The sequence below is a fragment of the Sphingobacterium sp. JUb20 genome, assembly GCF_004342035.1.
Lineage (GTDB): Bacteria > Bacteroidota > Bacteroidia > Sphingobacteriales > Sphingobacteriaceae > Sphingobacterium > Sphingobacterium anhuiense.
Map to the genome: position 1 here is coordinate 630,024 of NZ_SLYV01000001.1, position 24,605 is coordinate 654,628.

The following is a 24,605-nucleotide window of genomic DNA, read 5'->3' on the forward strand; positions in this document are numbered from 1 at the left end:
GGAAATCTATTATTAAAACAGATAATTTTATTACAAAAAAACAATTACATGAAGAACTCCTTTAAATCACTATTTACCAAACTTTGTACACTCTTTCTGATATTTTCTGTCCTACAATCCTGTTCTGAAACTCCAGATAAATTCTTTGGTGTAGCGATTTTAAATACCAATACCATATCAGATTTTGGAACGCCCAGATTAGCAAAACAGCTTAATGACAATACGATTGAGTACCCTGACATCCCCTCAAGTAAAAAGAAAGGAGATGAGGCATCAATTGTTGTTCAGAATAAAATTCTTTACTTGGAAAAAGTCCTTAAGGATCTAAATGCACTATCAACTAATACTGATGATAGAGAAGAAATCAAAAAACAAGCTATTGCTCTTTATGAATTTGTATTACCGGTATATAAAAATGAGTATACAACCTATGCAAAATTATGCGACACGAAAGCTCCCCAGCAACAAAAAGATGAAATTATAACATCAATTGAGAAAAAATACAACGTTGAGTTTGAAAGGCGTCTCATGTCACTAACAGCGCTTGGAAAAGAATTTGCAACCGAAAATAACCTGAATGTAAAGTGGGATTAAGTTCAGTCAATTCAACTATAATTAATGTAGGGCATCATATTACAAAAGAAATCCAACAGAAGTTACAAACTTCAGAATCTCTATTAATATTCAAAATCTATCAAAATGATTTATAAAGGCTGGGGGTTTATTGCCCTTCTTATTCCTGTATGTGCAATATTGGTTGGTATTTATTTTTTTGGAACCAATGGAAATTCAAGTCTGCAACTTTTCCTATACAGTCTACTTGCTTCGACACCGATACTGTTTATTCTTGGTATAATAATGAATAAGAATGCGCGCCACGAGATGTGGTTCATTCCTGTGCAATATTGGGGAATCATTTGGGCGGTTATAGCGCTTGTATTACTTGCACTAAAAAACATGAACATCATTTAAACACAATAAACCCCGCACTATATCGGGGGTTTTACCAAAGAAAGTGCAATCCTGGGATTGCACTTTCTTTCTGAAGAAATCATATTGTCATAAAGAGCCCCGGAAGTACTCTTTATGTATTTAAAATTAAAATATCATTATAGGATATACATCATTCGCTTTTTTTATCGCATTATATTCTCTAATATAATTGGAGAATAAATCATAGTGCAGCTTTTCTTCATTTTCAAGTTTTGCAGCAAGTTTTGGTTCATCAGCAATCATTTTTGCTAAATTAAGATAACGATTTTTCTTCGACATCTTACCTATAAGTAAACCTGAAATTTTCAATTCTGCAATTTCACCAGTGGAACGTTTCAATGCGTAATAATAATTACTTGATGTTGAAAAACCATTCATCATCTTACCGTTAGCACCCATTATCATACCGCCACCACTTTGTTTTCTAAAGTTATAAACTATAATATCACCATCATGCAGTATTTCCGTAAAGAGCGGTTTCTTTTTCAATTTAACCTTTTCCTTGATGACATACATTTTTGGGTCAGAATCTCTAATTTTCTCAATCCCCACTTCAATGAATGAAGTTGCATAATGCTTCTCTTTTTTATGATTATAGATACGGTAAAGCTGTGGCGGATAATAAGTTTTCTTTTCACTGTCAACAAGCATTTTGACATTATTGCTTTTTACTGAACCAATTTCACCATAAATCGTATCCCCTTTCATCGTGATCACATAATCTTTCAATTCTTGAGCTCTAACTTGGTGCGTCGTTATCATCCCTGCAAATAATGAGAGGAAGAACATTATTTTTTTCATAAATTAATAATAGATAATTAGTCGCAAATGTAATAATAATACTATTTCCCAAAGAAGACTTATTTCAACCATGGAATGCTAGGCTGAAGTTGCAACAGATTTATCAATTGTGGTATTGAAAATAAAGAAACCAATTTAGTGTTTATCTAAAAGAAAGAGAATAAAACACCCTAAACCAACCTGATATACTAAAGAATATATTTGAAAATTAGGTTCCGCACCTACCGTCCAAATATATTCTTATTAGAAATGATAAAGTAATCACGAACCTAAATTAGAATTTAGGTTTTTTAATGTTGATCCATGTTTTATTCGGTTCTTTAATAAGGTCTCCCGGCAATATTCTATTCAGTATAAAATCCTCCTCCTTAACAACATATGAAGTGGGGCTTTCAGACTCTGGAACATAAACCATTTTGAAGATTGCATCAGGATCTGAACAACTAATATCAGATTCTACGACTTGGATATCATTGCTAGCCAACCAGGCAGCAAGCTCCTCATTGTCAAACTGTCTGATATAATTAACTTCTGTATCAAAATTCTTTAGTTCGATCGCAGCCAGTTCCGGAAAAAAAGTGGTCAGATAACTCTCATACGCTTTTCTATCATTCTTTCTCAAAGCATAATTTTTGACAATGAGACGATGGGGATTATATTCAAAGTTGAAATCATTGGGATTTTCAACAAACCCATAATGCTTATCATAAGCGATAATACGGGTGTCCATATTTAATTTATCTTCTTCCATAATTATACTTTAGAGTATTAACAATTAAAAACACCATATTGTTCAAGAGAAATCGTTGAAGTTAACGCCTTAACTTGAGATACAACCATTGACAAGCTGCTATTTTTCACTCCCCTACAATTACAAACTTAATTTCATGGTCTTGTGATTTTTAAAGAAATCAATTGCTATATTTATATAGCTTATAATACCTATTATATATCAAGTAACATGTTTAACTATAAGAACCTGCTCTATATTATTTCACTTGTTATATTCTTTAGTTGTCATGGACATCATGCAATTAACTCTAAAGATCCAGCAGAAATCATAGAGAAAAAAGAACAGTTATCATTAAACAAAGACTATTCAACACTTGGAGAGCTGATTTACACGATTAATTTTCAAGTAAAAACAGATAATGTAAATGATTATGAAGATGGTTTCATTCCTTGGATACAGTTAGAAAAACCCGATGCTGACATGGCCAATCTTCATAATAAAGATGAAATTGTACTGAACAACTCTTCAGTAGAAATACTTATAGACTATCCCTTAAACAAGGAATATAAGTTCACGATAACATCAGAAAAGGGTTTTACCAGAGAACAGTTATTACATGCAATCAGTAAACAATATTACATCCTCTATGAGGAAGAAGAAAATAGTGCTACGGTGAAAACGGTTCCATTAGAGAAAAGAACGACCATGTACAATCGAAATGAAACAGATGGTAAATACGGAATATGGGGGCATGATATAGCAGATTTAGTTCTTTCCAGCATTTTAGTCTACAGATCAAATAATGGAAAAACAATACTTGCACTTCAGATTGAATCCTAAATCAGTACTGCGAACTATTGACCTATGGCATAAAAATCATAAATAAAAATATCATTTTTGACAGCAATGCATAAATTGAAACGATCACCTTCCCAACATAAATGTAAAAAGCTCCTTTGATCAATTAAAATAAACATATATATGGACAAAAAAATAATATTACTTTTAGCAAGTTACATTTTAGGGTTTTCAAATTCATATGCACAGGTGACTTCATTTAACATTGACAGCACCAAATTCAAAAAAGAGGTAGCATTGGAATTGGATTCGATCTTCTTTAAAGATCAAGAATATCGAAAACAGTATATACAACTTGCTAGAAATGGTGCTGATAAAAATGAATTAGCCATTGCATCCAATAATATTCGAATTGCCGATTCGCTCAATCTGATAACAGTTACAAAAATACTTGACCATGATGGCTGGATGGGACCACAGGACATCGGTATGTTTGCCAGTCAAGGTCTATTTTTAGTTATTCAGCATGCAAATTTAACTATTCAGGAAAAGTATCTACCAATAGTCGAGGAGGCTGAAAAGAACGGTAAAACCCTTTCTAGTAATTTGGCCATCTTAAAAGATAGAATTGCCGTCCGAAAAGGCCAAGAACAGCCGTACGGAAGTCAGGGATTTACCGACAAAAAGACTAAGAAAAATTTTATTTATCCAATTATGGACATTAATAATCTTGACAAAAGAAGAGCTGCTATGGGACTTCCACCCATGGTAGAATATGTACCTGGATGGAATATAGAAAAGTACAATACGGATTTACCTGAGATAAAAGAAGCTATAAAAAAAATGAAACAGTAACCCCGAAATCCTCACGTTCATGAAGAACTGCATTTTTCCTAATAAGATTAAGTTCAGTTGAGCACACAAAAGCCACTTCTTTATAAAGAAGTGGCTTTTATCAATTAAGTCTTTAGAATTATTAATAGACAAAAAAAAACTTAAATATTTAGCGAATACGTGACCTTAATGAGTCCTCCCGTTTAGCATCCCAGTAGCCACAGTCAAGCTCTATAAATACCGAGGTGTAAGGTTGTAATGATTCCGTCTTAAGAACAACCACTTTAAACAGTTTTGATGCCTCATCTATTTTTTTGAATATCGCTTCGTGTGGAATATCCTGAACAGTATATTTACTCCAGAGGGCTTTAACCTCCTTTTTATACTTATCTACACCTTTTACTAAACCCTCATCCAGATAATTGAGTTCTGCATCCTGATAAATAATCGGTTTGATATGAGCTTGCATCTGAAATATACTGTCCATTTCGCGCAGCACATCCATCATTTCTGCTCCAGTATTGATCATCACAATATCCGAATTATTAGGTGCTGGGTAGGCCTTATCAACAATCAAAATCCAGTTCCGATGTCCCAATAAAGGCAGCTGCTCTTCCAACCTTTGTTGCCAATCCTTATTGTTTACGCTTCCCTTTTGCTGAACACTGGCGGGTTGACAAGCGACTAAAGAAAGTATCAGCAGCAATACCATTATAGTTCTCAATCTTCTTATCATGACCAGCTAATCTGAAGTAAATCCCCCTTGTTCAGTTGCAGTTCCTTCTGAAATGTTACCGTTAATTTATCCGAAGCATCCTCTACTCTCGACAATTTTAGGGGTTTATTATTTAGAACTGCTTTTAGTCGATCCTTTTGCACAGGCTCATTTCTGACCTTACCTATCGAAAACTTCTGCAGCTGTAAATTTCCATAAGCCACAGACAGCTGACTTGTCTGTTCAGTATCTTGTTGAATCTGTTCATAACTTCCCCATGCTTCTGCTGTTGTGAAAGGGCTTTTGAACTTTTCTGGCAATACCTTCGGTGCAAAAGCCAAGTATTTATTAGGACCATGATACGCATATCCACAAGCATTCACAAATGTACCATAGCTTGCCATGGCACGGGCATAATGATCACTACATTCTATTTCATTAAATGGATTCCGCTTTGCAGCATGGTAACGGTCGTGAATGACCCGGGTCAAAACTAAGCTCTCCTCCACCATACCTTCTGCCATCATATGCGCGGCTACCTGATGTTCAAATCCGCTCATACATTCATGAAAATAACCCAATTGCCAGGTTTCATTTTCCCCATAAGCTTTCGCTTCATTTTTAGGGTTGGTATTCATCACCATCCCCCCCTCTCCGGCAAGAGCATAGGGCCGGCCATTCAAATGCGTTTTGATATAAGGACCTAAATCCATTGTAAAGTTGTACTTCCATAAAGCACGTAAAGCCGCCAATGTCTGTTTTTGATCATTGATACGGGGCATCCCCAATTGAAAAGTCCATGCCTGTCCATACACCTGATCAATATGGCAAGTGTTGTAAGAACCCAGATTTTTACGGCCAGATTCTGTATTGGGACGATGAATATAATAATCACCATTAAAGAGTTCTTTATCCATATTCACGGAGCCTTTCTTGACATAATCGTAACACAATTTTGCAAAACTCCTGTCTCCCATTTCCGTAGCCATTGCCCCTCCAGCTTGTACAGCAGCCAGACAAAGACCTACAATCCATGATATCTCACCTTCCCAAACCGCATCGAGCGTATTTTCCATAGGTGTATCGGTCATACCGTCGCCGTTCTTGTCTTGATCAATAATAAACTGGATCGCTTTTTTTAAATTAGCCCAATTTCTCTTCAAAAAAACATTGTCGCTAGACATCTGATGATCCCGGTAAAAACGAAGTACAACACCTGCCTGCCCATCTATAGCAGGACGGCTTTCATATTCGGCTCTAAAAATAATCGCCCCAGTCTCTGGTTTAAAGGCAATGTCTAGATCCGTGACCTCACGCAGATTACGCTCCAGCTCCGGAAATATACGTCCCATGGCCTGTCCGTACTGCCAGACGTGTGTGCAGGTTCCTGCACAAGCACCGATACCTTCCCAGCCCCAAAAACGGCCCGTTGCGAACCGATACGTATTGGCTGTAGCCAAAGTTCCGATATTAACAAAAGTGCGATCCAGGAACCAGTACGGAAGCGTCGAGTCATTCCACGTATCAGCCCATAATAATGTGTTTTCGTCCAGTTTATTTCTCTCCTGATTATAATACTCCAGTACATGATAAGCATTACTAAACTTTGTTCCGTACCAATAACCGTTCTGCGCATCTTTAATTCTTTCCTTCAGCTTAGGATGAACATTGTTAAAATGCCAACTTATCGCATAAGAGATTTTAACCTTTGTAGCAGCAGGTATCTTTCTTTTAACAGTAAGACTCCCAACCTGCAACTCATTAAAACCGATATTGCTAGACCCTGCTTCACTGATTAGATCAGCAGGGTTTATAGGCCATTCTTTAATTTGCGCTACAGCAATCGCATCACTGTGCTGGCACGATATGGCCATAGAGCCATAATCACTGGCTAAAAGATCTTTCTCCGGAACCTGTTGACATTCGAAAAATAACGCTTTCCCATCAATAAGATCTTTCGAAACCGACACTTTACGGACAGATGAAAGGTCTTTTCTATTCTTATGAACCCCATTTTCTAGCCAGCCACTAATCAATACATCCAATGGTTGATCAGTTTTATTAACGACTTCAACATGCAGCGCAGTCATAGGCAGTGAAGAATTTTCGATATCCAACGGAATAAAAGGAGAATAAGCCGTAAGCTTTACATCAACCGGAAAATCAGCACTACTGTAAGTCACTGTACACGTCGGGTACGAGGGTTCAAATACAATTTCGTCCCAATGGTTTTCGCGGAGCTCTTTTATCAACTGCTTACCTTTATAATACACAGAGATTGCAAATCCCTGTTCCAGTACGCGTAGATTATCTGCAATAGCCGGCTCAATATAAGCAGAACCATCTCTTGGACGAATCCGGACCTGTTCTTTACCGTTGTTCCATAGCACTATTTTCGGTTCTACACCTTCCTTCATACCATCGTAAGATTCGTTGTAAATCTGCCACAGCCACAACCGGCCGTCCCCTCCGATATACACAGTACCAGTATGAAGTCCTCCAATAGGCATACCGATATATTTGAGCTCATTTTTACTTTTAAAGTACTTGATTTTTTCTCCACGCTCATATAGTGAAGCTAGCCATTGGGGATCTATAGCCTTATCGGCTTCAATATTATGAATTGGTTGTTCCCATGCAAAAATACTGCGGGACCATGCCGGAAACTGTGTCGCCAAAACACCCAAGCTGATTAAACTTGAATTCCTTAAAAAATTTCTTCTGTTCATTATTTACGGTTTATCATGCCTTATTACCATCCTGGGTTCTGAGGCAGTAGGTTTTTATTTTTGTCAATTGAACTCTGTGGCACTGGCCATAAGTAGTGTTTACTCTTTTCAAATTTTCGGTTTTGAGCAAGAAATCTCGGTTTAGTCCAGTCACCGATCAGATCATTCTGATTACTGTTGATACCCTCTGCATTTTTATTCAGTACATCTTCCGCAATTTTCCAGCGTAATATGTCAAAATATCGCTTATGTTCTGCAACAAACTCATGCCGTCTTTCTTCCCGAATCAATTTACGCATAACAGCCTGATCTGACAAATCACTATTGCTTAACAAAGGTAGGCCTGCCCTCTTTCTAATCTGATCAATCATGGTTTTGATCTGCAGATCACCAGGTTTAAACTCATTCAATGACTCAGCAATGATCAGTAAGGTTTCAGCATAGCGATAAATAGGCCAATTGGCAAAACCAGCATCTGTTTTAACATACTCCGGTTCGTTAAACTTCAGGTACATATACCCCGTAATTCCCCCGCCCTCACTGTTGATTTTTTCACCCATATTGTAAGCTGGGTGAGGTTGGTAAGCCGCATATTTGCCATTTGGACGCAATACAGGTTCACCCGGTAACATAAATGTTTTTTTCAACCTTTTATCCCTATTTTCCCAAGGTTTTGCCGGATCATATAAATTGGAACTGCGAATGTCTTTACCATCGGTACAGAGATAAGAATCAACCAGTTCGCGGGTCGGACAAAAACTTGCCCAACCATTTCCTGTTATCCCCGTTCCTGCCGGAGAAGCCAGTACTGGTAACATATGGGTTATTTTATCTTCCACGTACTGTCTTGCCAAGATTACTTCAGTCGTATTGAGATTGTTGGCCTGCTTAAACACCTCCGCATAATCGTCGACTAAACCATATCCCATTTTTAAAACTTCGGATGCCGCCTCATAGGCCTGTTTCCACAACTGTGAATCTGCAGCTCCTTCATGATATTGTTTGATACTGGCTTGATGTAAATAGATATTTGCTTTTAACATGTAGGCTGCTCCCTTGTTGATTCTTCCCAAGTTTGCTCCAGTATAATGCTCCGGTAAATGATCGATAGCATAAACCACATTTTCAAGAGCATAGTCCAACACCAGGTTTTTATCTGTCCGCGGTAATGCACTTTCATCAAGATTGATCGGTTCATCTTTGATCAATGGGATATTACCGTAATGTTGCACCATTCTAAAATAACGCAATGCTAAAATAAACCGAGCCTCCGCTTCAAGTCTATTTTTTAGATCTTGCGTAAAAGACATTTTACTTAAATGTTGCAAATAATAAAGACATTTCCGAATATCATCATATCTCCACTCCTCCTGAACGTAAGCAGTCGCCGCATTATGATTACCCATACTGATATACCCGAGGCCACCTTCACCCCAAGCATTGGTCATAACAGAGTTATCGCTTTGACAATCACGCCAAAAGTCCCGTTCGCCAGGTAATGCTGTATATACTGCATTAAGCCCCACCAAGGCATCATTTTCTGTTTTCCAAAAGTTTTTTTCTGCAGCCTCAGATAATGGATCTCTATCCAAAAACTTTTCACAGTTGCTAAAAAGCACCGGAATAGATGCACAGATTATTATTTTGCTTATAAAATTAAATTTCATGATAGTATATTTTTAAAGGCAATGAAACAGCATGCAGTACTTGTTTTCATGTTATACGGACAAGCATTTCATGCTTTTTTAAAAGTTAAGATTAACACCAAATGAAAACGTTCTGGATAGAGGATAATAACTTCCCTCTGGATCAAACCCAGGATATGCAGTGATCGTTGCCAGATTCTGTCCCGACAGATATAACCGAAGTCCGTTGAGTTTCCAATTATCCATAAGACGTTTGGGAAACGTATATCCCACCTGCACATTCTGAATCTTGAGATAGTCGGCCTTTCTTAACCAATAGTCAGAATACTGCTGATCGTTAGAAGTATTTTGTAAGGACAATCTTGGATAACTCGCATCGGTATTCGTTGTTGTCCAATTATCCAGATGCATAGGCCTTGCATTCTGTGTTAGAAAAAATGCCCAGCCTTCATAACCGCTGATGTAACGTACATTTTGTAATGTTCCATAAAAATTAGCCATCATATCCAGATTTCTCCATCCCAAACTGATATTCATACCAAATCGAATACTGGGCTTGTCCCGCAAAATCACACGATCCTCCCCATTGATTACGCCATCATGATTTTGATCTTGATAACGGATGTTCCCTGGAAAAACATTTGTTCCCTGCGATGCGCTGTTCTGAATTTCATCTTCAGATTGAAATAGTCCGATAGCTTGATATCCATAAGGAAGATTGAAGGTATGCCCGACCTCGGTATAGGTTGAGGAACCAATCCAAGGTCCTGTTCCTGCTAAATCCCGGACTTTATTCTTGGAAAAAGAAGTATTAAAGTCCACGGCCCAGTTCCAATCATTTTTGTGATCCTTGTATCCAACCAAAACTTCTAAACCAGAGCTCTTCAGTTTCAACAGGTTGTCTAAAGGTCCTGTTAAACCAAATTCTGAAGGTACTGGAGGAGCATACAAGATCTTATCCCTATTATTTAGAAAATAATCAATACTGAAATTGATTGTCTTGGCGATTCCCAGATCCAGACCAAAATTAGTCTGTTTCGATTCTTCCCAACTGATATTGGGATTGATCGACACATTGTTCCATGCCCCCGGAACAACCAAACCATTAAACCCGTACATCGCAGGCTCATAGGCCAACACAGCAGCAGTTGCATAGTTACCCACCTTTTCTGCATCACCCAATATTCCCCAAGAACCTCTTAATTTTAAAGAGGAAATTAAATCCCAATGAAAAAAATCTTCCTGATGGATATTCCATCCGGCTGAAAAAGAAGGAAAAATACCCCAACGATAACCTTTTGCAAATCGTGATGAACCATCACCTCTTATATTTGCCTGCAAAAGATAGCGACCTTTATAATCATAATTTAAACGTCCAAATAACGATTGAATGGCTACATCTTTAGCCTGTCCTGCAGATCTCATATTTATTTGACTACCACTGTTAAGCACATCGACTTCTCCAAAAGGGAGATTCTCTCTAAATGCGGAAAATTCTGATGTATTAAAATATTCCTGTGAAAATCCACCTAACAATTTGATGGAATGATCACCAACTTTCTTGTTATAATCTACTGTAAATTGGAGCATATTTCGGTAGTTATTACTCACTCCTTCCGTCAAGCCTGTTGTTCTATTCTGCACAGAAGCGACCTCCCCCTTATCATTGTAAAGATTATAAGTCAAGACCCGATCTTTACTCCAATTATCATAGGTGTAACGTGAAAAATTCCCTTTAAACTCGAGATCTTGAATCGGTCTAAATACCACTTCAAAAATGCCCATCAGCTCCTTATACTTTTGTTTATTATAACCAGCTTCCTGTACACCCGCAATTGGATTATTCGCAATAGCAGAACCTGTTCCATACTGACCAAATGAATTTTTGATAAAATTTATCGGTGCTATACGCGTAGCTTGACTTTGCCAGGATTCAACTCCTCCCTGGGGTGTATTGATATAAGTTTCTGTATATTGAATATTAGCTCGCGCAGTTAATTTATCCGAAAGTTTAAATGTCATATCGGGTTTAAGGATCACACGGTTGTAATTATTATTCGGTAACGTCCCATTCTGATAATCGTGCGATGCCGAAAATCTATATTTCATTTTTTCTGTATTCCCGGAAAAAGCCAGATAGTTATTGGTGATCAAAGTATTACGTTTATAAATCTCTTCGTACCATTTTACATCTGCATATTTTCCATTTTTAAGATCTTCCAATCCTTTCTGGCCATAAAGAGGTGTCTTACCATCATTAGCCAAAGCTTGATCCCACAGCCTCATAAAATCTTCAGAGCCTACAAAATCAATCTGAAATTGTGGCGATTGTATACCTACTGAACTATTCAGTTCTATCCTTAATTTATCCAACTCCTGACCACTTTTGGTCGTAATCAGGATCACCCCATTCGCGGCACGAGAGCCATATATCGATGCCGAAGCGGCGTCTTTCAATACAGAAACACTTTCGATATCATTAGGATTGAGCGTATTGATATTTCCTGGCACACCATCAATCAAAATCAATGCGCCAGAACTTCCTCCAATAGTGGATGTCCCCCGAATATTAATGGTAGCACCACTACCGACTGCTCCACTTCCTTTACTTATATTGAGCCCCGGGACAGTTCCAGCCAACAACTCCTGTACATTCGTGACGGGTTTAGATTTTAATGCTTTTCCAACATTTACCACACCAACCGATCCAGTAAGATCCGATTTCTTCTGTGTACCATATCCCACAACAACAACTTCGTCCAGATTATTAACAACACTCTGTAATGTAATCGTCAGATTTCCACTCTGAGGAATCGTCACCACCTGTGTTTCATAACCGATGAAACTAATCTGTAATTTATCCCCTTCAACAGCATTAATTTCGAATGTCCCCGATTCATCCGAATGCGTCGCAACTTCACTATCCATTTTCTTAATCGTTACACCAGCAAGTGTGCCTCCTTGACCATCTTTCACCACGCCCTTTACCTTCTTCTCTTGTGACGTTTTAAGCAACTCAACCTCTTTATAGACAATATGCCGTTTTGATATTGCTTTTGACGCTATTATATACTGATTGCTAGATATTTTTTCAGCTTTCAGATTTATGCGAGCTAATAAAATATGAAGATCTTTCAATCTTATCGAAGCACTGTCAAAATTTTCTATTGATTGATTTTTAAGCACCTGATCAGCATATACAAAATAGATTTTTTCCCGTTTTGAAATCAGGGATAAAAGCTCATCTAACTTCATCGTACTGACTTTGCCGCTATTATTAAGCTGTTCACTGATGACGATTATATTCGTTTCACTAAACATGCCTGCAGCACGGGCTGTATGCGGACTAAGCACAAGAAGGCCAGGCCACATCAAGACGAATTGTTTGGTCCAGTTGCGGTTCATAATTTGATTTTGAGATTTATGGTTTTATTGATTATTTTTTTTAAAGATTATTTGGTCATTTTCCTTAACAATTTCAATGTTATAAATACTGCTTATAGAGCGGTAAAGATTTTCCTGGTCCCGAACATCAATCTCGCCACTCATCGTTAAGCCCTGTATTTCCTTTGGTAGATTATTTACAATATCTACGCCTTGTGTGATTTCTAACCAGGTTACAATTTCATGCAGGCTCGTATTATTCAATTGCAACACGCCCGTATGCCAAGCATTCATGAGAACCGCTTTAATCGGCACCAATTTCAATTCATTTCCTTCACTTTTGACCACTTGTCCAGGTGCCATGATGACCTTTTTATCAAACTGATCAACTGATACACGACCTTCATCCAGAGCAATTAACTTGACATGTTTATTATTGATCATGTTGAAACGCGTTCCAAGAACTTTCACCTCAAATCCATCTCCTCTAACTGTAAACGGTACCCGAACTTTATCTTTTAATTTTTTTGCAACATGTAGATAAGCTTCTCCCTCAAGCTCAAGATGTCTACCATGTTCATCTTCGCGATATTTAATCTGACTACCCTTATTTAAGATGACCCGACTGCCATCCGGAAGTGATACAGAACGTTGGTCAATTGCAGAAACGATTGCAATAGTATCAACAGATTTATAATCCAAAGGCATATTGAACCATAGCGAAAGCGATAATATAGCGAAGATCATTGCTGCATATGGAATCCAACTGCTAACCATCCGCTTCAAGAATGAAGTTCGAGATACGGGTGAATCCGAATATTCAACAAAGTCATCAACGGCCGACCAAACCTCTGATGCATACGCATCGCCATTAAACACGGATTGCTCAAAATACTGCAGCTCATACAAAGTTCTAGCTAAGTAAGAAACAGGTCTATACGCTAGCCGTTCGGCAAACCATTGCTCCCATTCATCTTGTTCGACAAATTCGGAACGTGCTAATAGTTTACAGAATTCCTGATTTTCATACAAATCATGCAAAAGCTCATCTTCTTCAGGTAGTTTCATTTAAGTCATTTAGGTTCTTCTCAATATTTGTACATCGTACTATTAAAAGACACAAGATCTCAAACTTTACCCCACCCAATCATTAAAAAAAAACATATCACACTGATTATCAAGCAAAAATAATTCAGCGCATCAGATAACAGATCGAAATCATATAAATTCTTATATTTGGTTGGCTGATAAAAGAAGCTTAAGCATCTATTTTTAATGAAACTACTAGAACACGATAATCATGAGTGGAATAATTTCTGTGCGGGAAACCGTACATCATTTAAAGTGATCTATGAGAATTATTTCAACAGTTTATTTCTGTATGGTTTACGCTTTACAGACAATCATGAGGTTATTAAAGATATCATCCAGAACCTGTTTTTTAAATTATGGGAAAACAGAAAGTCACTTCAGGATATTAAGCAACCACGCAGTTATCTGCACCGGGCCTTGCGTAACCTTCTCCTAAATAGTCAGCGCGACTCCAAACAGTACCTACATGAGCCTATTGACGAAGAGCATTATTCATTTCAATTGGATTTACCTATAGAATCTACCATTATTCGTGAAGAAGAACGATTGGAAATTCATAAACAGTTGAAAGACGCTTTCCGTCATCTTACCTCAAAACAAAAGGAAATGCTGTACCTAAAATATGTGAAACAGCTTTCATTTAAAGAAATTGCCGAAATTTTGGAAATTTCAATAAAAGGTACTTATAAGCTACACCAAAGAGCTATACAATCATTAAGAGCACAACTTGGTCAGATAGGAAATTCCCTTTTTTCCCTTATTGTATTGTACTTTCAGATCGTAAAATGATTTACTAAAATTCGATGAACATATATTATTAAATAAACGTAAAAGGTTTATATAGATTTTAAAATCGCATTCCTTGCCCATTTATTAGCAGTACAATTTTACCTAACGTCCACAAGCTTAGTAACAAGACACGATTTAAGAAATAAGAAAGTTATTTTGATGGAAAAATGATAAAAACCTTTCAGTTTGGAGTATACCTCTGAAATAGAAAAAGGAGATACTATTTGTATCTCCTTTTTCTATCATAAGCCATTTGAACTTATTTAAATCTCAACAGATTAATATGTTTACAATAAAACGTTCAAATCAGTTATATATAAAATCATGTCAGGAACAAACTTTAAATTTTCCGCTGTTAAGAATTATTTTTGACAACATCAACCATGTGATCCAGATCAAACGGTTTTTCGATATAGTCATCAGCTTTACAATCTTTTGCTGTTTGAGGCAAATCATATGATGTTGAAGTAAGCACGGCCGATAAATCCTCTGTTTCTGGATCACTTTTCAACTCTTCTATCACTTTCGTACCTTTCTTCCCTCCCCTAATATGCTCATCTACTACCACAACATCGGGTTCGATCTTGTCGATATTTTCAATGGGTTCGGTTGTTAATGATGAAGTAACATCAAAGCCCTCATCCGTCAAAACTTCATCCATGATTTCAAGGATATCTTCATCATCCTGAATAAGCACAACCTTTTTTTTCATATTTCCAACAATTTTGACACAAATATATAGATATAAAATTAATATTCTAATGACCTAATCAACACCTTTTAAACATGATAACAAATTGACAATCAATAAAATGTATAGTTAAATTTATATCACAAAAGTTTAACATAAACACACTAGTAGGATAATTAGAAAACTTTTTATAGAGCCATCAACATCTCGCGTTCTATTGTCAAGTAACAATTATAAACATTCTAATCTATTTACCACATCGAAAAATCTGGTTTAGTTAAAGCCGGAAGTACCTGGTCTCTAATTTCATGTTCAATGCCCTCCATTTAATAGATTCAAATGCATACAACATCTTACTGTTATCAGCACTGTATGCTCGCATTACAAAAATATATTGATCATACTATTTTAAATTGTAGGTAGCTTATAACCATTATGGTAGGATGCCGATATTAATTTATCTGCATCTGCAGTTCCAAAAGACCAGGTTTCTTGGTTCCAATAAATCTTCTTTCCCGTACGATAGGCAATGTTCCCCATTTGCGAAAATATCGCGATTGCAGCCCCATCCTCCACAGGACAGTTCAAAGTCGATGAATCTCTGCTTTTCACTGCTTCAATAAAATTAACCGCATGCAGATTCAAACCGTCATCAACTGAACGCTGAAAAGCAATGCCATCCATGCGACCCTTTTCAGGAATGACCTCCCAACCGCTTCGGTTAAGCACTAAAGTACCATTGTTTCCAATAAAAGCCACGCCATGATCCTTTCCATAAGGACCACCGTCAATACCTGTAGCATGCTCCCATTGCACATTAAAACCCTCAAACTCATATACCGTGGTTAGCGTATCTGGAGTTTCGGCTGCATCTTGAGGATAAGCAAACTTCCCTCCAGATGCCATAATTGAAATCGGTTTAGTCGCCTTCATCCCTAGCAGTGCATAATCAAGCATATGAACACCCCAATCTGTCATTAAGCCACCAGCATAATCCCAATACCACCTAAAATCAAAATGAAATCTATTCGGATTAAAAGAATGTTTCTTTGCAGGACCCAACCACAAGTCATAATTCACACCTGCTGGAACCGGCCCATCAGGTTTAACAGGAATACTTTTCATCCAACCTTGGTATGCCCAAGCTTTTACCAAGCGGATCTTACCCAGCTTTCCGGAATGCACAAATGCTACTGCATCTCGAAAATGTTGTTGACTGCGTTGCCACTGCCCTACCTGAACAATGGATTTACTTTTCTTTACTGCATCCACCATCGCCCTGCATTCAGCGATCGAATTACCCAATGGTTTCTCAACATAAACATCTTTCCCCGCCTGGCAAGCTTCTATCATCTGTAAACAATGCCAATGATCAGGCGTACCGATAACCACGACATCCACATCTTTACTTTTTAATAAATCACGGTAGTTGTTAAAACCTTTTACCGAAATACCTCTTCCTTCAAGCTCTTTTATCCGCTTCTGTAAAACATTGTTGTCCACATCACAAAGTGCTGTACAGACAACATCTGGATGTTTAAGGATCGCATTCAAATCAGACCATCCCATACCGTTAATACCAATGGCACCAACACGAATTTTTTGAGTTGCACCCACTGAAGCATATAGCTTAGGAAATATAGAAGTTAGACCAGCTATTGTAACGACAGCTGTCGAGTTCTTAATAAATTTTCTTCTTGATGTGTTAGTCATAATTGTTTAAAATTTGTTGGTTAATTTGGTTGATCGAGCGATAATACAAAGGGTGTGCATCATTCTAGTTTATTTGTCTTAAAGACATTTAATACATAAAGAACCATATTTTATTCCAAAAAAACAAAAAAAATAGCAAATTGAAATATATCAATTGTATTCCCCATATTTCCTGCACCCTCAAAACCAATACTTTATCAGTTGCTATATCAATAAGACCAACCGCATAGAATCGGTATCCTGCATGCATGGCTATATGAAGCTCTATAGTCCATGATGTAATTGGCCTGGAGCACATAAAAATGCTATTTTCAGATAGTTTGATAATAGAATTTCAAGCTTTGAAATGTGATTATTGTACCCTGATTTCTTTGATATTAAACATTTTTTAACTATCTTAACAAAACACTCAACAATTATCAGTTTCAAATTAAATTTCTGATAAATAAAATGTAAAAGTTATGATATTAAAAGAACAATTACAGAAAATCGCCAATGTAAAAAGTAATCCTTGTGTAACCATCTCGCTGAATACGCATCGTACTCACCCGGATAACCTCACAGATGCAGTTTCCTTGAAGAATTTACTTAAAGAAGCCGAAGATAGATTAACAACAACGTTTGATAAAAAAACAATAGTCCCCCTATTGGAAAAAATACAAACGATAACTACGCAGATCGATCTCAATTATAATCTGGACAGTCTCCATATTTTTCTATCTAATGATACCGAAGAAATAATAAAATCAGCATGGGAAACAAGTCGTGAAGGCGTACATATCTCCGAAAGATTCGCTGTTCGCTCACTTATCAAATCCTATAATAGAAGTACAAACTATTTGCTGATGTTACTATCACAAAGTGGTGTACAAATTTATGAAGCCGTAAATGATAGCATAGTTACTGAAATAAAGAATGATGACTTTCCCTTTCCGGAGAATACGCTTCAGGTGGCCAACGCAGATCAAGCCAGTAATGCCCGGAAAGTAGATAATATGGTGCGTGAATATTTAAATACCGTCGATAAGGCATTCGTAAAACTGCATCACGATACCGGATTGGCTTGTGTGGTCATCAGTACAGAAGATAATTATGTCAAATTACAAGAAGTAGCTGATATACCAGCGGCCTATATTGGACATGCTCCAATAAATTATAATCACGTTGCTCCTCATGAAATTGTAAAGCAATCTTGGGAGATTATTGAAACATTACAAAAGCAGCAACGTACCGACGCCATCAGTCAGATGAAAGAAGCCGTAGGAACAGGTAAAGTACTGACGGATTTGCAAGAAATCTATCAAGCTTCCCTGGATGGTCGCGGGGAACTTCTAATTATTAATAATGATTTTTCGCAGCCTGTAGTCATGACAGACGAAAGAACATTTGATCTCGTTGACGATGCGAACCAAGAAGATGCCATAGATGATATTGTTAGCAATATCGCTTGGGAAGTACTGTCTAAAAAAGGTCGCGTTGTATTTACAACTCAGACCGACCTAGCTGATTTAGGTGAGATCGCATTGCAAGTCAGGTATTAATAAGTGAGAACTATTAATACGATGTAAACAATTAAGGAAGTGCGGGATAATATATTCCGCACTTTTATTTTACTTTCAAAACCTTTTACATGCATCAGTTCAGTTCCTTGCAATTACTTTAGCATCTTTAGCGATTAAAAAATTCATCGCTATTACATTTATATCGTATTTTTCCTATAGGTTTGATATAATAATAAGGAATAATTGAATACAGTCAAATGATACAGTCTTTTTTACTCATTGGCCAATCAAATATGGCAGGCCGAGGTTACTTAAATGATGTACCTCAGATATTAAATGAAAATATTAAAGTTTTACGGAATGGCAGGTGGCAGATCATGTTTGAACCTATCCATAATGACCGCTCTACCGCAGGGGTTGGCCTTAGTTCTTCATTCGCAGCCTCATGGCAAGCACACAACAAAGAACTTGAAATTGGACTCATACCCTGTGCAGATGGCGGCACAAGCCTAGATGACTGGTCTATTGGAGGTGCACTTTTTGATCATGCAGTTGCGCAAGCGAAGTTAGCGATGCGCAGCAGCCACTTAGCAGGCATACTCTGGCATCAGGGCGAGAACGATAGTTTTGCCCACACTGCGGCACATTATAGTGATAAATTTGAAAAAATAATAACTGAATTACGCTCACAATTGGACGCTCCGCATCTGCCTTTGATTATTGGTGAGATTGGAAACTTCTTAACAAACGGGCTTTATGGCCAATATTTTACAAGCTACCCCAAAGTCAATGAAGAATTGTTAAAGTATGCACAGTCACACGCACATTGTTATTATGTAACAGCCAAAAATTTGACTGCAAATGAAGATCAGCTTCATTTCGATGCAAAATCTCAAAGAATATTAGGGGTTCGATATTATGAGGCTTTTGCCAAATTAAAGCACATAACTACACCATTATTAAATGAAAAAGCACGAGTAGAAGATCTATATAAAAGACCTATGACTGAAAATGAAAATAAGCTGCTCTTGCAACACAGATTTGGTTCAGGAGAGATTTCTCAAGAAGAATTTTTAATAAAAATGAAAGCTCTTGGTATTTCATAAGTAGCACAAAAAATAATAACGTTTGATTTTATCATAAAAAAAAAGTTTTCCAATACATGTATTAAATAAGAAATTCTAAAAAGCCCTTTTTAATCATTTCAACAGAACATATGCTGAACTTAAATTTTACAGATTTTCCAACGCTGCATACAGAACGGTTAACATTAAAAAAAATACTCAGGAAGAATTATAACTTCATTCATAAACTACATTCCGATCCAGTTACAAACAATTTTGTTGGCCGGGACAATGCGACGACTTTAAAACAGGCAGTCAAATACATTGAAAGAATCAATGGAATGGTAAAAAATAAAGAGTGTCTGTACTGGGTGATCACTTTAAGTAACAATGATACTTTAATCGGTTCGGTCTGTTGCTGGAACTTTGATCATGAATCTGATATGGTCGAGATTGGTTATGAAATGTTACCAGAATTTCAGGGAAAAGGCTATATGAAAGAGGCTTTACAGGCCGTTATTAGATTCACTTTCAATAATTTGAAGGCCGCAGTAATTACTGCATTTCCTTCATCAGATAATAGCAGTTCTGTAGCAATATTGAAAAAGCTAAATTTTGTATTTGAAAACCAGACTTATAACAACAAACACGTAAACATAGAAAATATAGTTACCTACACGTTAAGACCATAATCATAAAAACAGGTTTAAATGCCATAGTCTTAAATTTAATTTCCTGACTATGGCATTCAAGATTATAACGTTTCTAAGATTTTACGGGCTTTTTCATTTTTAGTATTGATTTCAAGTACTTTTAGGTAGTTCTGCTTTGCTTTTTCTTTCTGTCCGTCTTTGAGATAAGCCTCAGCTAAACTATCGTAGACATTTTCACTCTCTGGATACAAGATCGTGTTGATGCTAAAAACAGCAATAGCCTGAGCATTTTTTTTCTGATGGAGCAGTTCATATCCTGTACCATTCAGAAAGCCTTCTGAAAGCTGCTCATGTTGGCTATCCTCTTGTTTTGCCTTTTGATATGCCTTTACACCTTTTTCAAAATGACCTTCTAAAATTAATGCTAAGGGTACAATTTCATCGCTGCCGATCTGAGGACTTTTAGATCGAACAGTTTTATCAGCTAAAGTCTGTACAAGTTCTTTTTTACCAGAACTTGAATCCATATCAAAACTCACCTTGAAATTCCAGTCTCGCATAGCGAATGTATTTTCCCCAACTTTGATAAGTTCCACCGGAGCATCCACATTGCGAACTGTCATCAGTTTACCATTTTCTTTATAGACTTTGATAAAACCATATTTTTCAAACTTGTAGTTCCCTAAATGAGCATTTAAATCTTGCTGACTTAACGGCAGAATTTGATTAGTTGGTGCAATATAGTTGGGCCAATGGTAGACTAATGCAACGGATCTCACGAGCTCATTGATAAACAGGGGTTTGTTGGTGTTTGTAAGAATCACAACTCCGTCACCGCTTGTTTTACTTCCAATAAAGCTACTACTAAACCCCTCATTCCAACCACCATGGGTCACATAAACCTCTCCGTTGTAATTTTCTAGAAAAATGCCCAAACCTATAAAAGGTTCAACAAACGGACTCGTAAATTCTTCTGCCGTTTTTTTGGAAATTACCCTACTGCTTTTGCCACTAAGTGTATTTTGAATATCGATGACAAACTTAGCATAATCTTCGGCCGTAGACCACAGACCCGCAGCAGCCTGCTCCGGATAAATATGGTATCGTCCCTCCACTTTACGTCCATCGACACCATAGGCTGTAGCTGTGAACTGTGCTTGTGCTGCTGGAAGTGGCTGTGCAAAACTGCTGTTGTGCATAGCAAGAGGGAGAAGCACTTTTTCACGCATAATAGTCGTAAAATCTTTCCCCTCGAGGTCCGAAAGCATCTGTTGCATCACCGTATATCCACCACCTGAATATCGAAAATTAGCCCCCGGAAGCTTATCAACAAAAACTGCAGGGGTATTGGAAGGTTTTACGCCATTCAACACTTGAACAGCAGTAGGAAGAGGATCACTTACCTTATAACCAGGAAATCCACTTACTGTAAAACCAGCAGTATGGCTCACAATATTTTTTAGTGTAACTTTTTTCGATTTAGTCCATTCATTTTCAGAAACTTTCCATGACTTCAGATATACATTAACATTACTATCAGGGTCTAACTTTCCCTCTTCCACGGCTTTCAAAGCCGCATAAGCGCTTACAGGCTTACTCATCGAAGCTACCTGGAAAAGTGTTTTTGAAGTTACTGGCGTTTTAGAATCAAGATCTGCATAGCCATACGTTTTACTCCAGATAACTTTTGAATCTTTGATAACAGCTATACTCACCCCAGGAACGTTATAAAACTGCATCCGGGAAACGATATCCCAAGAAGTTTCACCCTCAAAACGGACTGGTGGGATTAATCCAGCTTCGACCTTGGAAATACCCTCCTGAATCGTCATGTGGGTCTGTGCAGAAGCAGTTCCTACCAACATTCCAAGAATAATTGTAAGGGAGAGCGGTTTTATAATCATCATATTTATCTTGGCTAAAAGTAAAAATTGAACACTGAATTCCTTTATGATTTGCAAATGAATTACTGATATGTAGTAATCGATTGCGACACTTTCCAGTTACCGCCGTCATTGACCAAAGTTACAAGATCAGTCTTAATAAATCCTTCAAATTGCATTGTTATTCTCGCTACTTTATAATCAGCGGAATTCTCTACGATTATGGTACTCGTTTTACAGTTCAGTTGATCTCCTTTTTGTTTTTTTAAGAATGAGACGACTTCTGAACGATTATTGGTCCGCCCTTCTTTTGCGTTTATCTTTTGGGTGAAATCTGAAGTAAAAAGTTTTTCCAGACCTGCTGATTCACCCGCAGTCATAATCGCTACGTAATGGTCGATAGCTAGCGTTGCTGTCGATAGATTGACAACTGTTTTTTTATTCGGTACTTTTGGTTTTGCGATCGCCATAGTGAAAGTCGATACTACGATCAAGGCTACTGCTACGAATGTGTTTACTAAAGTTTTCATAATGTCTTTATTTTATATTGATGGTTAGTCGTTCTTTTATTGATTCAAAAATAGTTTGTAAATCAATCGAACACGATGACATTTAGACTAAGCTCAGGAAAAACTCGGTGAATACAGGGAATTTATAGGTGAAATATGGACATCAACCTGAATTGCAATTGCGCCAAATAGCGATACTTTCCAAAATTTATACAAGAAAAGATCAATGAGGACGACAATTCCACTGATCACTTCAATAAAAATCCGACAAGATGAAGGATCGAAAGTCATCTTTGGCAGTCTTTCTTCCAGTAAAAAAGACCGTTAATCAGGATGTGATTTCCTTCAATATTTCACTTTTTGATCCTTATATTTGCAGAAATTAGAGAGGCCGAAAAACTACATCTATCACTTTATTTTGTTTATTAAATGAATATTGAGACATTACATTACCTACAGACATTCATTCATTATACCTTACATTTTTTAGCTCCAGGATTACTTTCGTATGTGTTTTTTAGAAAACAATGGAAACGTGCCTGGTTAATCATGATTGCTACAATGCTGGTTGATCTCGATCATTTGTTAGCGACTCCAATATTCGCACCAGATCGTTGCAGTATAGGCTTTCATCCACTTCACTCCTATTATGCAATTGCAGTATACTTTATCTTACTCTTTTTTCCGAAAACTCGAATTATTGCGGTTGGTTTACTCTTTCATATGTTAACAGACTGGCAAGACTGTCAATGGCATTGATCAACAAGATCTTAAAAGGTAATTATTAGACAATTACACCATTGATGATTACAAGCAAAACAAAGAGCGCAACTATTAATCATAACATCAAGAGCATACTAGAACCATTTTTTTAGAACTGATTCGCGTTCAGTACCTATTATCGACCGACATTAAAAACTAGACTTTGATATTTATATCCCGAAGCTAAATGAAGCCAATTTTAAAACTAATATTTCTTGCAACAACAGTTCTATTGACAAGTTGCCATTCATCAGCACAATTAAAAGATAACTATTCAACAAAAATTGATAGTTTATTGCTAACTAAAAGTCCACGAGATTTTAATGGAGTAGTTTACATTGAACAAAATGGAATAACAAAATATGCAAAAGCATATGGACGAGCTGATTTTAGCAAAGAGATCCCCTTAAAAATGGACGACAAGTTTTCTACCATGTCCATAGCCAAACAATTTACCGCTGCACTTATTTTACAGCAAGTAGAAAAGGGGAAAATTGATTTGAAAAAACCTATTCGTAAATATTTGCCTGATTTGAAATATACTTGGGCGGATACCGTCACCGTCCATCAACTGCTCAACAACACTTCAGGATTATACAGCGACGATATAGACAAACCATTGAAATTTAAACCAGGATCTTCATTCAGTTATTCTAATATGGGTTATTATGTTGCGGGACTTGTTCTTGAAAAGCAAAGTGGGAAAAGTTTTGAAGCTTTAGTGACAGCACTATTTAAAAATTGTCACATGAACGATAGCTATTATCCAAATGAAATCAATAGCCAATTACTAACAAAAGGACATACCGTGCTACAAGACATAACTTTTAGACGCAACGAACAATTAAGTTTTGATGCTAGCCATACTTTTGGCAGTCACTTAATTGTTACTGCACCCGATCTTGCAAAATGGAACGCATGTTTACATCAGGGAAAAGTTCTAAAACCTACCACCTACAAAGTGATGACAAGTTATGTTATAACCAACACACATCAGCTTTTTAGTAAAAATCCTATTGGTTACGGCTATGGTTTGCGAATAAATGATAAAGACAGTATTGCTGAAATTGGCCATACAGGATTTCACCCATCAGAAGGTTTTACGGCGGTTAATTTATACTATCCAAAAACAAAAACCAGTGTTATCATAATGGAAAATGTAGGGAATGAAAATTTTGATATTGCCTATCATTTTGAACAGGAAATCAGAAGAATTATTAAAGAAAGCAATCTTTTGAAATGAAGATGACACCTACACTTCATGGCTATTCAAGCGGAAATGTGGGCAATGAAGTATTCATTTTCAAACCTGTT

Annotated in this window: 20 protein-coding genes; 9 read left to right on the forward strand and 11 right to left on the reverse strand. The window is 37.0% G+C overall.

The annotated features are described in order from the left end of the window. Nucleotides 1-48: 48 nt before the first annotated feature. A complete protein-coding gene (locus tag EDF66_RS02785) occupies nucleotides 49-594 on the forward strand; it encodes a hypothetical protein (RefSeq protein ID WP_132840397.1) in 546 nt (181 codons plus the stop codon). Between the two features lie 504 nt (nucleotides 595-1,098). On the opposite strand, the gene EDF66_RS02790 is transcribed toward EDF66_RS02785, so the two are convergent. Together EDF66_RS02790 and EDF66_RS02795 are read right to left on the reverse strand one after the other, a co-directional pair. After that, nucleotides 1,099-1,794 carry a hypothetical protein gene (locus EDF66_RS02790; RefSeq protein ID WP_132840398.1) on the reverse strand — a complete coding sequence of 232 codons (696 nt, stop codon included), beginning with the start codon at nucleotides 1,792-1,794 and terminating at the stop codon, nucleotides 1,099-1,101. A gap of 274 nt (nucleotides 1,795-2,068) precedes the next feature. Next, the gene (locus EDF66_RS02795; protein ID WP_021191123.1) at nucleotides 2,069-2,545 is read right to left on the reverse strand and encodes a hypothetical protein; all 477 of its coding nucleotides are present in this window, start codon (nucleotides 2,543-2,545) and stop codon (nucleotides 2,069-2,071) included. Between the two features lie 210 nt (nucleotides 2,546-2,755). On the opposite strand from EDF66_RS02795, the gene EDF66_RS02800 reads away from it, so the two are divergent. Continuing rightward, nucleotides 2,756-3,367, forward strand: coding sequence for a hypothetical protein (locus tag EDF66_RS02800; protein ID WP_132840399.1), 612 nt, complete (start codon nucleotides 2,756-2,758; stop codon nucleotides 3,365-3,367). 141 nt (nucleotides 3,368-3,508) lie between these two features. Then, a complete protein-coding gene (locus EDF66_RS02805) occupies nucleotides 3,509-4,180 on the forward strand; it encodes a DUF6624 domain-containing protein (RefSeq protein WP_132840401.1) in 672 nt (223 codons plus the stop codon). Nucleotides 4,181-4,328: 148 nt separating this feature from the next. Here the strand turns inward: EDF66_RS02805 and EDF66_RS02810 are convergent, their stop codons facing one another. From EDF66_RS02810 to EDF66_RS02830, 5 genes are all read right to left on the reverse strand, one after another. Next, complete coding sequence (locus EDF66_RS02810; RefSeq protein WP_132840402.1) at nucleotides 4,329-4,895, reverse strand: RbsD/FucU domain-containing protein; 567 nt, start codon at nucleotides 4,893-4,895, stop codon at nucleotides 4,329-4,331. Continuing rightward, complete coding sequence (locus tag EDF66_RS02815) at nucleotides 4,892-7,603, reverse strand: GH116 family glycosyl hydrolase (protein WP_132840404.1); 2,712 nt, start codon at nucleotides 7,601-7,603, stop codon at nucleotides 4,892-4,894. Before EDF66_RS02815 ends, EDF66_RS02810 begins: the two co-directional genes overlap by 4 nt. 23 nt (nucleotides 7,604-7,626) lie before the next feature. After that, nucleotides 7,627-9,270, reverse strand: a complete 1,644-nt coding sequence (locus EDF66_RS02820) for a RagB/SusD family nutrient uptake outer membrane protein (protein WP_132840405.1) — start codon at nucleotides 9,268-9,270, stop codon at nucleotides 7,627-7,629. A 78-nt stretch (nucleotides 9,271-9,348) separates the two neighbouring features. Then, the gene (locus tag EDF66_RS02825) at nucleotides 9,349-12,654 is read right to left on the reverse strand and encodes a SusC/RagA family TonB-linked outer membrane protein (protein WP_132840406.1); all 3,306 of its coding nucleotides are present in this window, start codon (nucleotides 12,652-12,654) and stop codon (nucleotides 9,349-9,351) included. Nucleotides 12,655-12,678: 24 nt separating this feature from the next. Further along, the gene (locus EDF66_RS02830; RefSeq protein WP_132840408.1) at nucleotides 12,679-13,701 is read right to left on the reverse strand and encodes a FecR family protein; all 1,023 of its coding nucleotides are present in this window, start codon (nucleotides 13,699-13,701) and stop codon (nucleotides 12,679-12,681) included. 207 nt (nucleotides 13,702-13,908) lie between these two features. Between EDF66_RS02830 and EDF66_RS02835 the strand changes: the two genes are divergently transcribed. Next, nucleotides 13,909-14,514 carry an RNA polymerase sigma factor gene (locus EDF66_RS02835; protein ID WP_132840409.1) on the forward strand — a complete coding sequence of 202 codons (606 nt, stop codon included), beginning with the start codon at nucleotides 13,909-13,911 and terminating at the stop codon, nucleotides 14,512-14,514. A gap of 355 nt (nucleotides 14,515-14,869) precedes the next feature. Here the strand turns inward: EDF66_RS02835 and EDF66_RS02840 are convergent, their stop codons facing one another. Continuing rightward, the gene (locus EDF66_RS02840; RefSeq protein WP_132767591.1) at nucleotides 14,870-15,226 is read right to left on the reverse strand and encodes a response regulator; all 357 of its coding nucleotides are present in this window, start codon (nucleotides 15,224-15,226) and stop codon (nucleotides 14,870-14,872) included. A gap of 387 nt (nucleotides 15,227-15,613) precedes the next feature. Continuing rightward, nucleotides 15,614-16,918 (reverse strand): Gfo/Idh/MocA family protein, encoded by a 1,305-nt coding sequence (locus EDF66_RS02845; RefSeq protein WP_132840410.1) that lies wholly within the window; start codon nucleotides 16,916-16,918, stop codon nucleotides 15,614-15,616. 461 nt (nucleotides 16,919-17,379) lie between these two features. On the opposite strand from EDF66_RS02845, the gene EDF66_RS02850 reads away from it, so the two are divergent. The 3 genes from EDF66_RS02850 (at nucleotide 17,380) to EDF66_RS02860 (ending at nucleotide 20,176) form a co-directional block, all read left to right on the forward strand. Then, nucleotides 17,380-18,459 (forward strand): hypothetical protein, encoded by a 1,080-nt coding sequence (locus EDF66_RS02850; RefSeq protein ID WP_132840412.1) that lies wholly within the window; start codon nucleotides 17,380-17,382, stop codon nucleotides 18,457-18,459. A 218-nt stretch (nucleotides 18,460-18,677) separates the two neighbouring features. After that, complete coding sequence (locus tag EDF66_RS02855; protein ID WP_132840413.1) at nucleotides 18,678-19,526, forward strand: sialate O-acetylesterase; 849 nt, start codon at nucleotides 18,678-18,680, stop codon at nucleotides 19,524-19,526. Nucleotides 19,527-19,636: 110 nt separating this feature from the next. After that, nucleotides 19,637-20,176 carry a GNAT family N-acetyltransferase gene (locus EDF66_RS02860; RefSeq protein WP_132840414.1) on the forward strand — a complete coding sequence of 180 codons (540 nt, stop codon included), beginning with the start codon at nucleotides 19,637-19,639 and terminating at the stop codon, nucleotides 20,174-20,176. Nucleotides 20,177-20,238: 62 nt separating this feature from the next. Here EDF66_RS02860 and EDF66_RS02865 read toward each other — a convergent pair whose 3' ends face one another. Together EDF66_RS02865 and EDF66_RS02870 are read right to left on the reverse strand one after the other, a co-directional pair. After that, complete coding sequence (locus tag EDF66_RS02865) at nucleotides 20,239-22,044, reverse strand: serine hydrolase (RefSeq protein ID WP_132840416.1); 1,806 nt, start codon at nucleotides 22,042-22,044, stop codon at nucleotides 20,239-20,241. Nucleotides 22,045-22,103: 59 nt separating this feature from the next. Beyond that, a complete protein-coding gene (locus EDF66_RS02870; RefSeq protein WP_132840417.1) occupies nucleotides 22,104-22,550 on the reverse strand; it encodes a nuclear transport factor 2 family protein in 447 nt (148 codons plus the stop codon). Nucleotides 22,551-22,958: 408 nt separating this feature from the next. On the opposite strand from EDF66_RS02870, the gene EDF66_RS02875 reads away from it, so the two are divergent. Continuing rightward, nucleotides 22,959-23,288 (forward strand): DUF6122 family protein, encoded by a 330-nt coding sequence (locus EDF66_RS02875; RefSeq protein ID WP_132767578.1) that lies wholly within the window; start codon nucleotides 22,959-22,961, stop codon nucleotides 23,286-23,288. A 190-nt stretch (nucleotides 23,289-23,478) separates the two neighbouring features. Next, nucleotides 23,479-24,534 (forward strand): serine hydrolase domain-containing protein, encoded by a 1,056-nt coding sequence (locus EDF66_RS02880; RefSeq protein WP_132840419.1) that lies wholly within the window; start codon nucleotides 23,479-23,481, stop codon nucleotides 24,532-24,534. The last annotated feature ends 71 nt before the right edge of the window (nucleotides 24,535-24,605 follow it).

Excerpts from the sequence above, each read along its gene's own strand:
- EDF66_RS02785 (WP_132840397.1), top strand. The coding sequence starts at position 49 with ATGAAGAACTCCTTTAAATCACTATTTACCAAACTTTGTACACTCTTT.
- EDF66_RS02790 (WP_132840398.1), bottom strand. The coding sequence starts at position 1,794 with ATGAAAAAAATAATGTTCTTCCTCTCATTATTTGCAGGGATGATAACG.
- EDF66_RS02795 (WP_021191123.1), bottom strand. The coding sequence starts at position 2,545 with ATGGAAGAAGATAAATTAAATATGGACACCCGTATTATCGCTTATGAT.
- EDF66_RS02800 (WP_132840399.1), top strand. The coding sequence starts at position 2,756 with ATGTTTAACTATAAGAACCTGCTCTATATTATTTCACTTGTTATATTC.
- EDF66_RS02805 (WP_132840401.1), top strand. The coding sequence starts at position 3,509 with ATGGACAAAAAAATAATATTACTTTTAGCAAGTTACATTTTAGGGTTT.
- EDF66_RS02810 (WP_132840402.1), bottom strand. The coding sequence starts at position 4,895 with ATGATAAGAAGATTGAGAACTATAATGGTATTGCTGCTGATACTTTCT.
- EDF66_RS02815 (WP_132840404.1), bottom strand. The coding sequence starts at position 7,603 with ATGAACAGAAGAAATTTTTTAAGGAATTCAAGTTTAATCAGCTTGGGT.
- EDF66_RS02820 (WP_132840405.1), bottom strand. The coding sequence starts at position 9,270 with ATGAAATTTAATTTTATAAGCAAAATAATAATCTGTGCATCTATTCCG.
- EDF66_RS02825 (WP_132840406.1), bottom strand. The coding sequence starts at position 12,654 with ATGAACCGCAACTGGACCAAACAATTCGTCTTGATGTGGCCTGGCCTT.
- EDF66_RS02830 (WP_132840408.1), bottom strand. The coding sequence starts at position 13,701 with ATGAAACTACCTGAAGAAGATGAGCTTTTGCATGATTTGTATGAAAAT.
- EDF66_RS02835 (WP_132840409.1), top strand. The coding sequence starts at position 13,909 with ATGAAACTACTAGAACACGATAATCATGAGTGGAATAATTTCTGTGCG.
- EDF66_RS02840 (WP_132767591.1), bottom strand. The coding sequence starts at position 15,226 with ATGAAAAAAAAGGTTGTGCTTATTCAGGATGATGAAGATATCCTTGAA.
- EDF66_RS02845 (WP_132840410.1), bottom strand. The coding sequence starts at position 16,918 with ATGACTAACACATCAAGAAGAAAATTTATTAAGAACTCGACAGCTGTC.
- EDF66_RS02850 (WP_132840412.1), top strand. The coding sequence starts at position 17,380 with ATGATATTAAAAGAACAATTACAGAAAATCGCCAATGTAAAAAGTAAT.
- EDF66_RS02855 (WP_132840413.1), top strand. The coding sequence starts at position 18,678 with ATGATACAGTCTTTTTTACTCATTGGCCAATCAAATATGGCAGGCCGA.
- EDF66_RS02860 (WP_132840414.1), top strand. The coding sequence starts at position 19,637 with ATGCTGAACTTAAATTTTACAGATTTTCCAACGCTGCATACAGAACGG.
- EDF66_RS02865 (WP_132840416.1), bottom strand. The coding sequence starts at position 22,044 with ATGATGATTATAAAACCGCTCTCCCTTACAATTATTCTTGGAATGTTG.
- EDF66_RS02870 (WP_132840417.1), bottom strand. The coding sequence starts at position 22,550 with ATGAAAACTTTAGTAAACACATTCGTAGCAGTAGCCTTGATCGTAGTA.
- EDF66_RS02875 (WP_132767578.1), top strand. The coding sequence starts at position 22,959 with ATGAATATTGAGACATTACATTACCTACAGACATTCATTCATTATACC.
- EDF66_RS02880 (WP_132840419.1), top strand. The coding sequence starts at position 23,479 with ATGAAGCCAATTTTAAAACTAATATTTCTTGCAACAACAGTTCTATTG.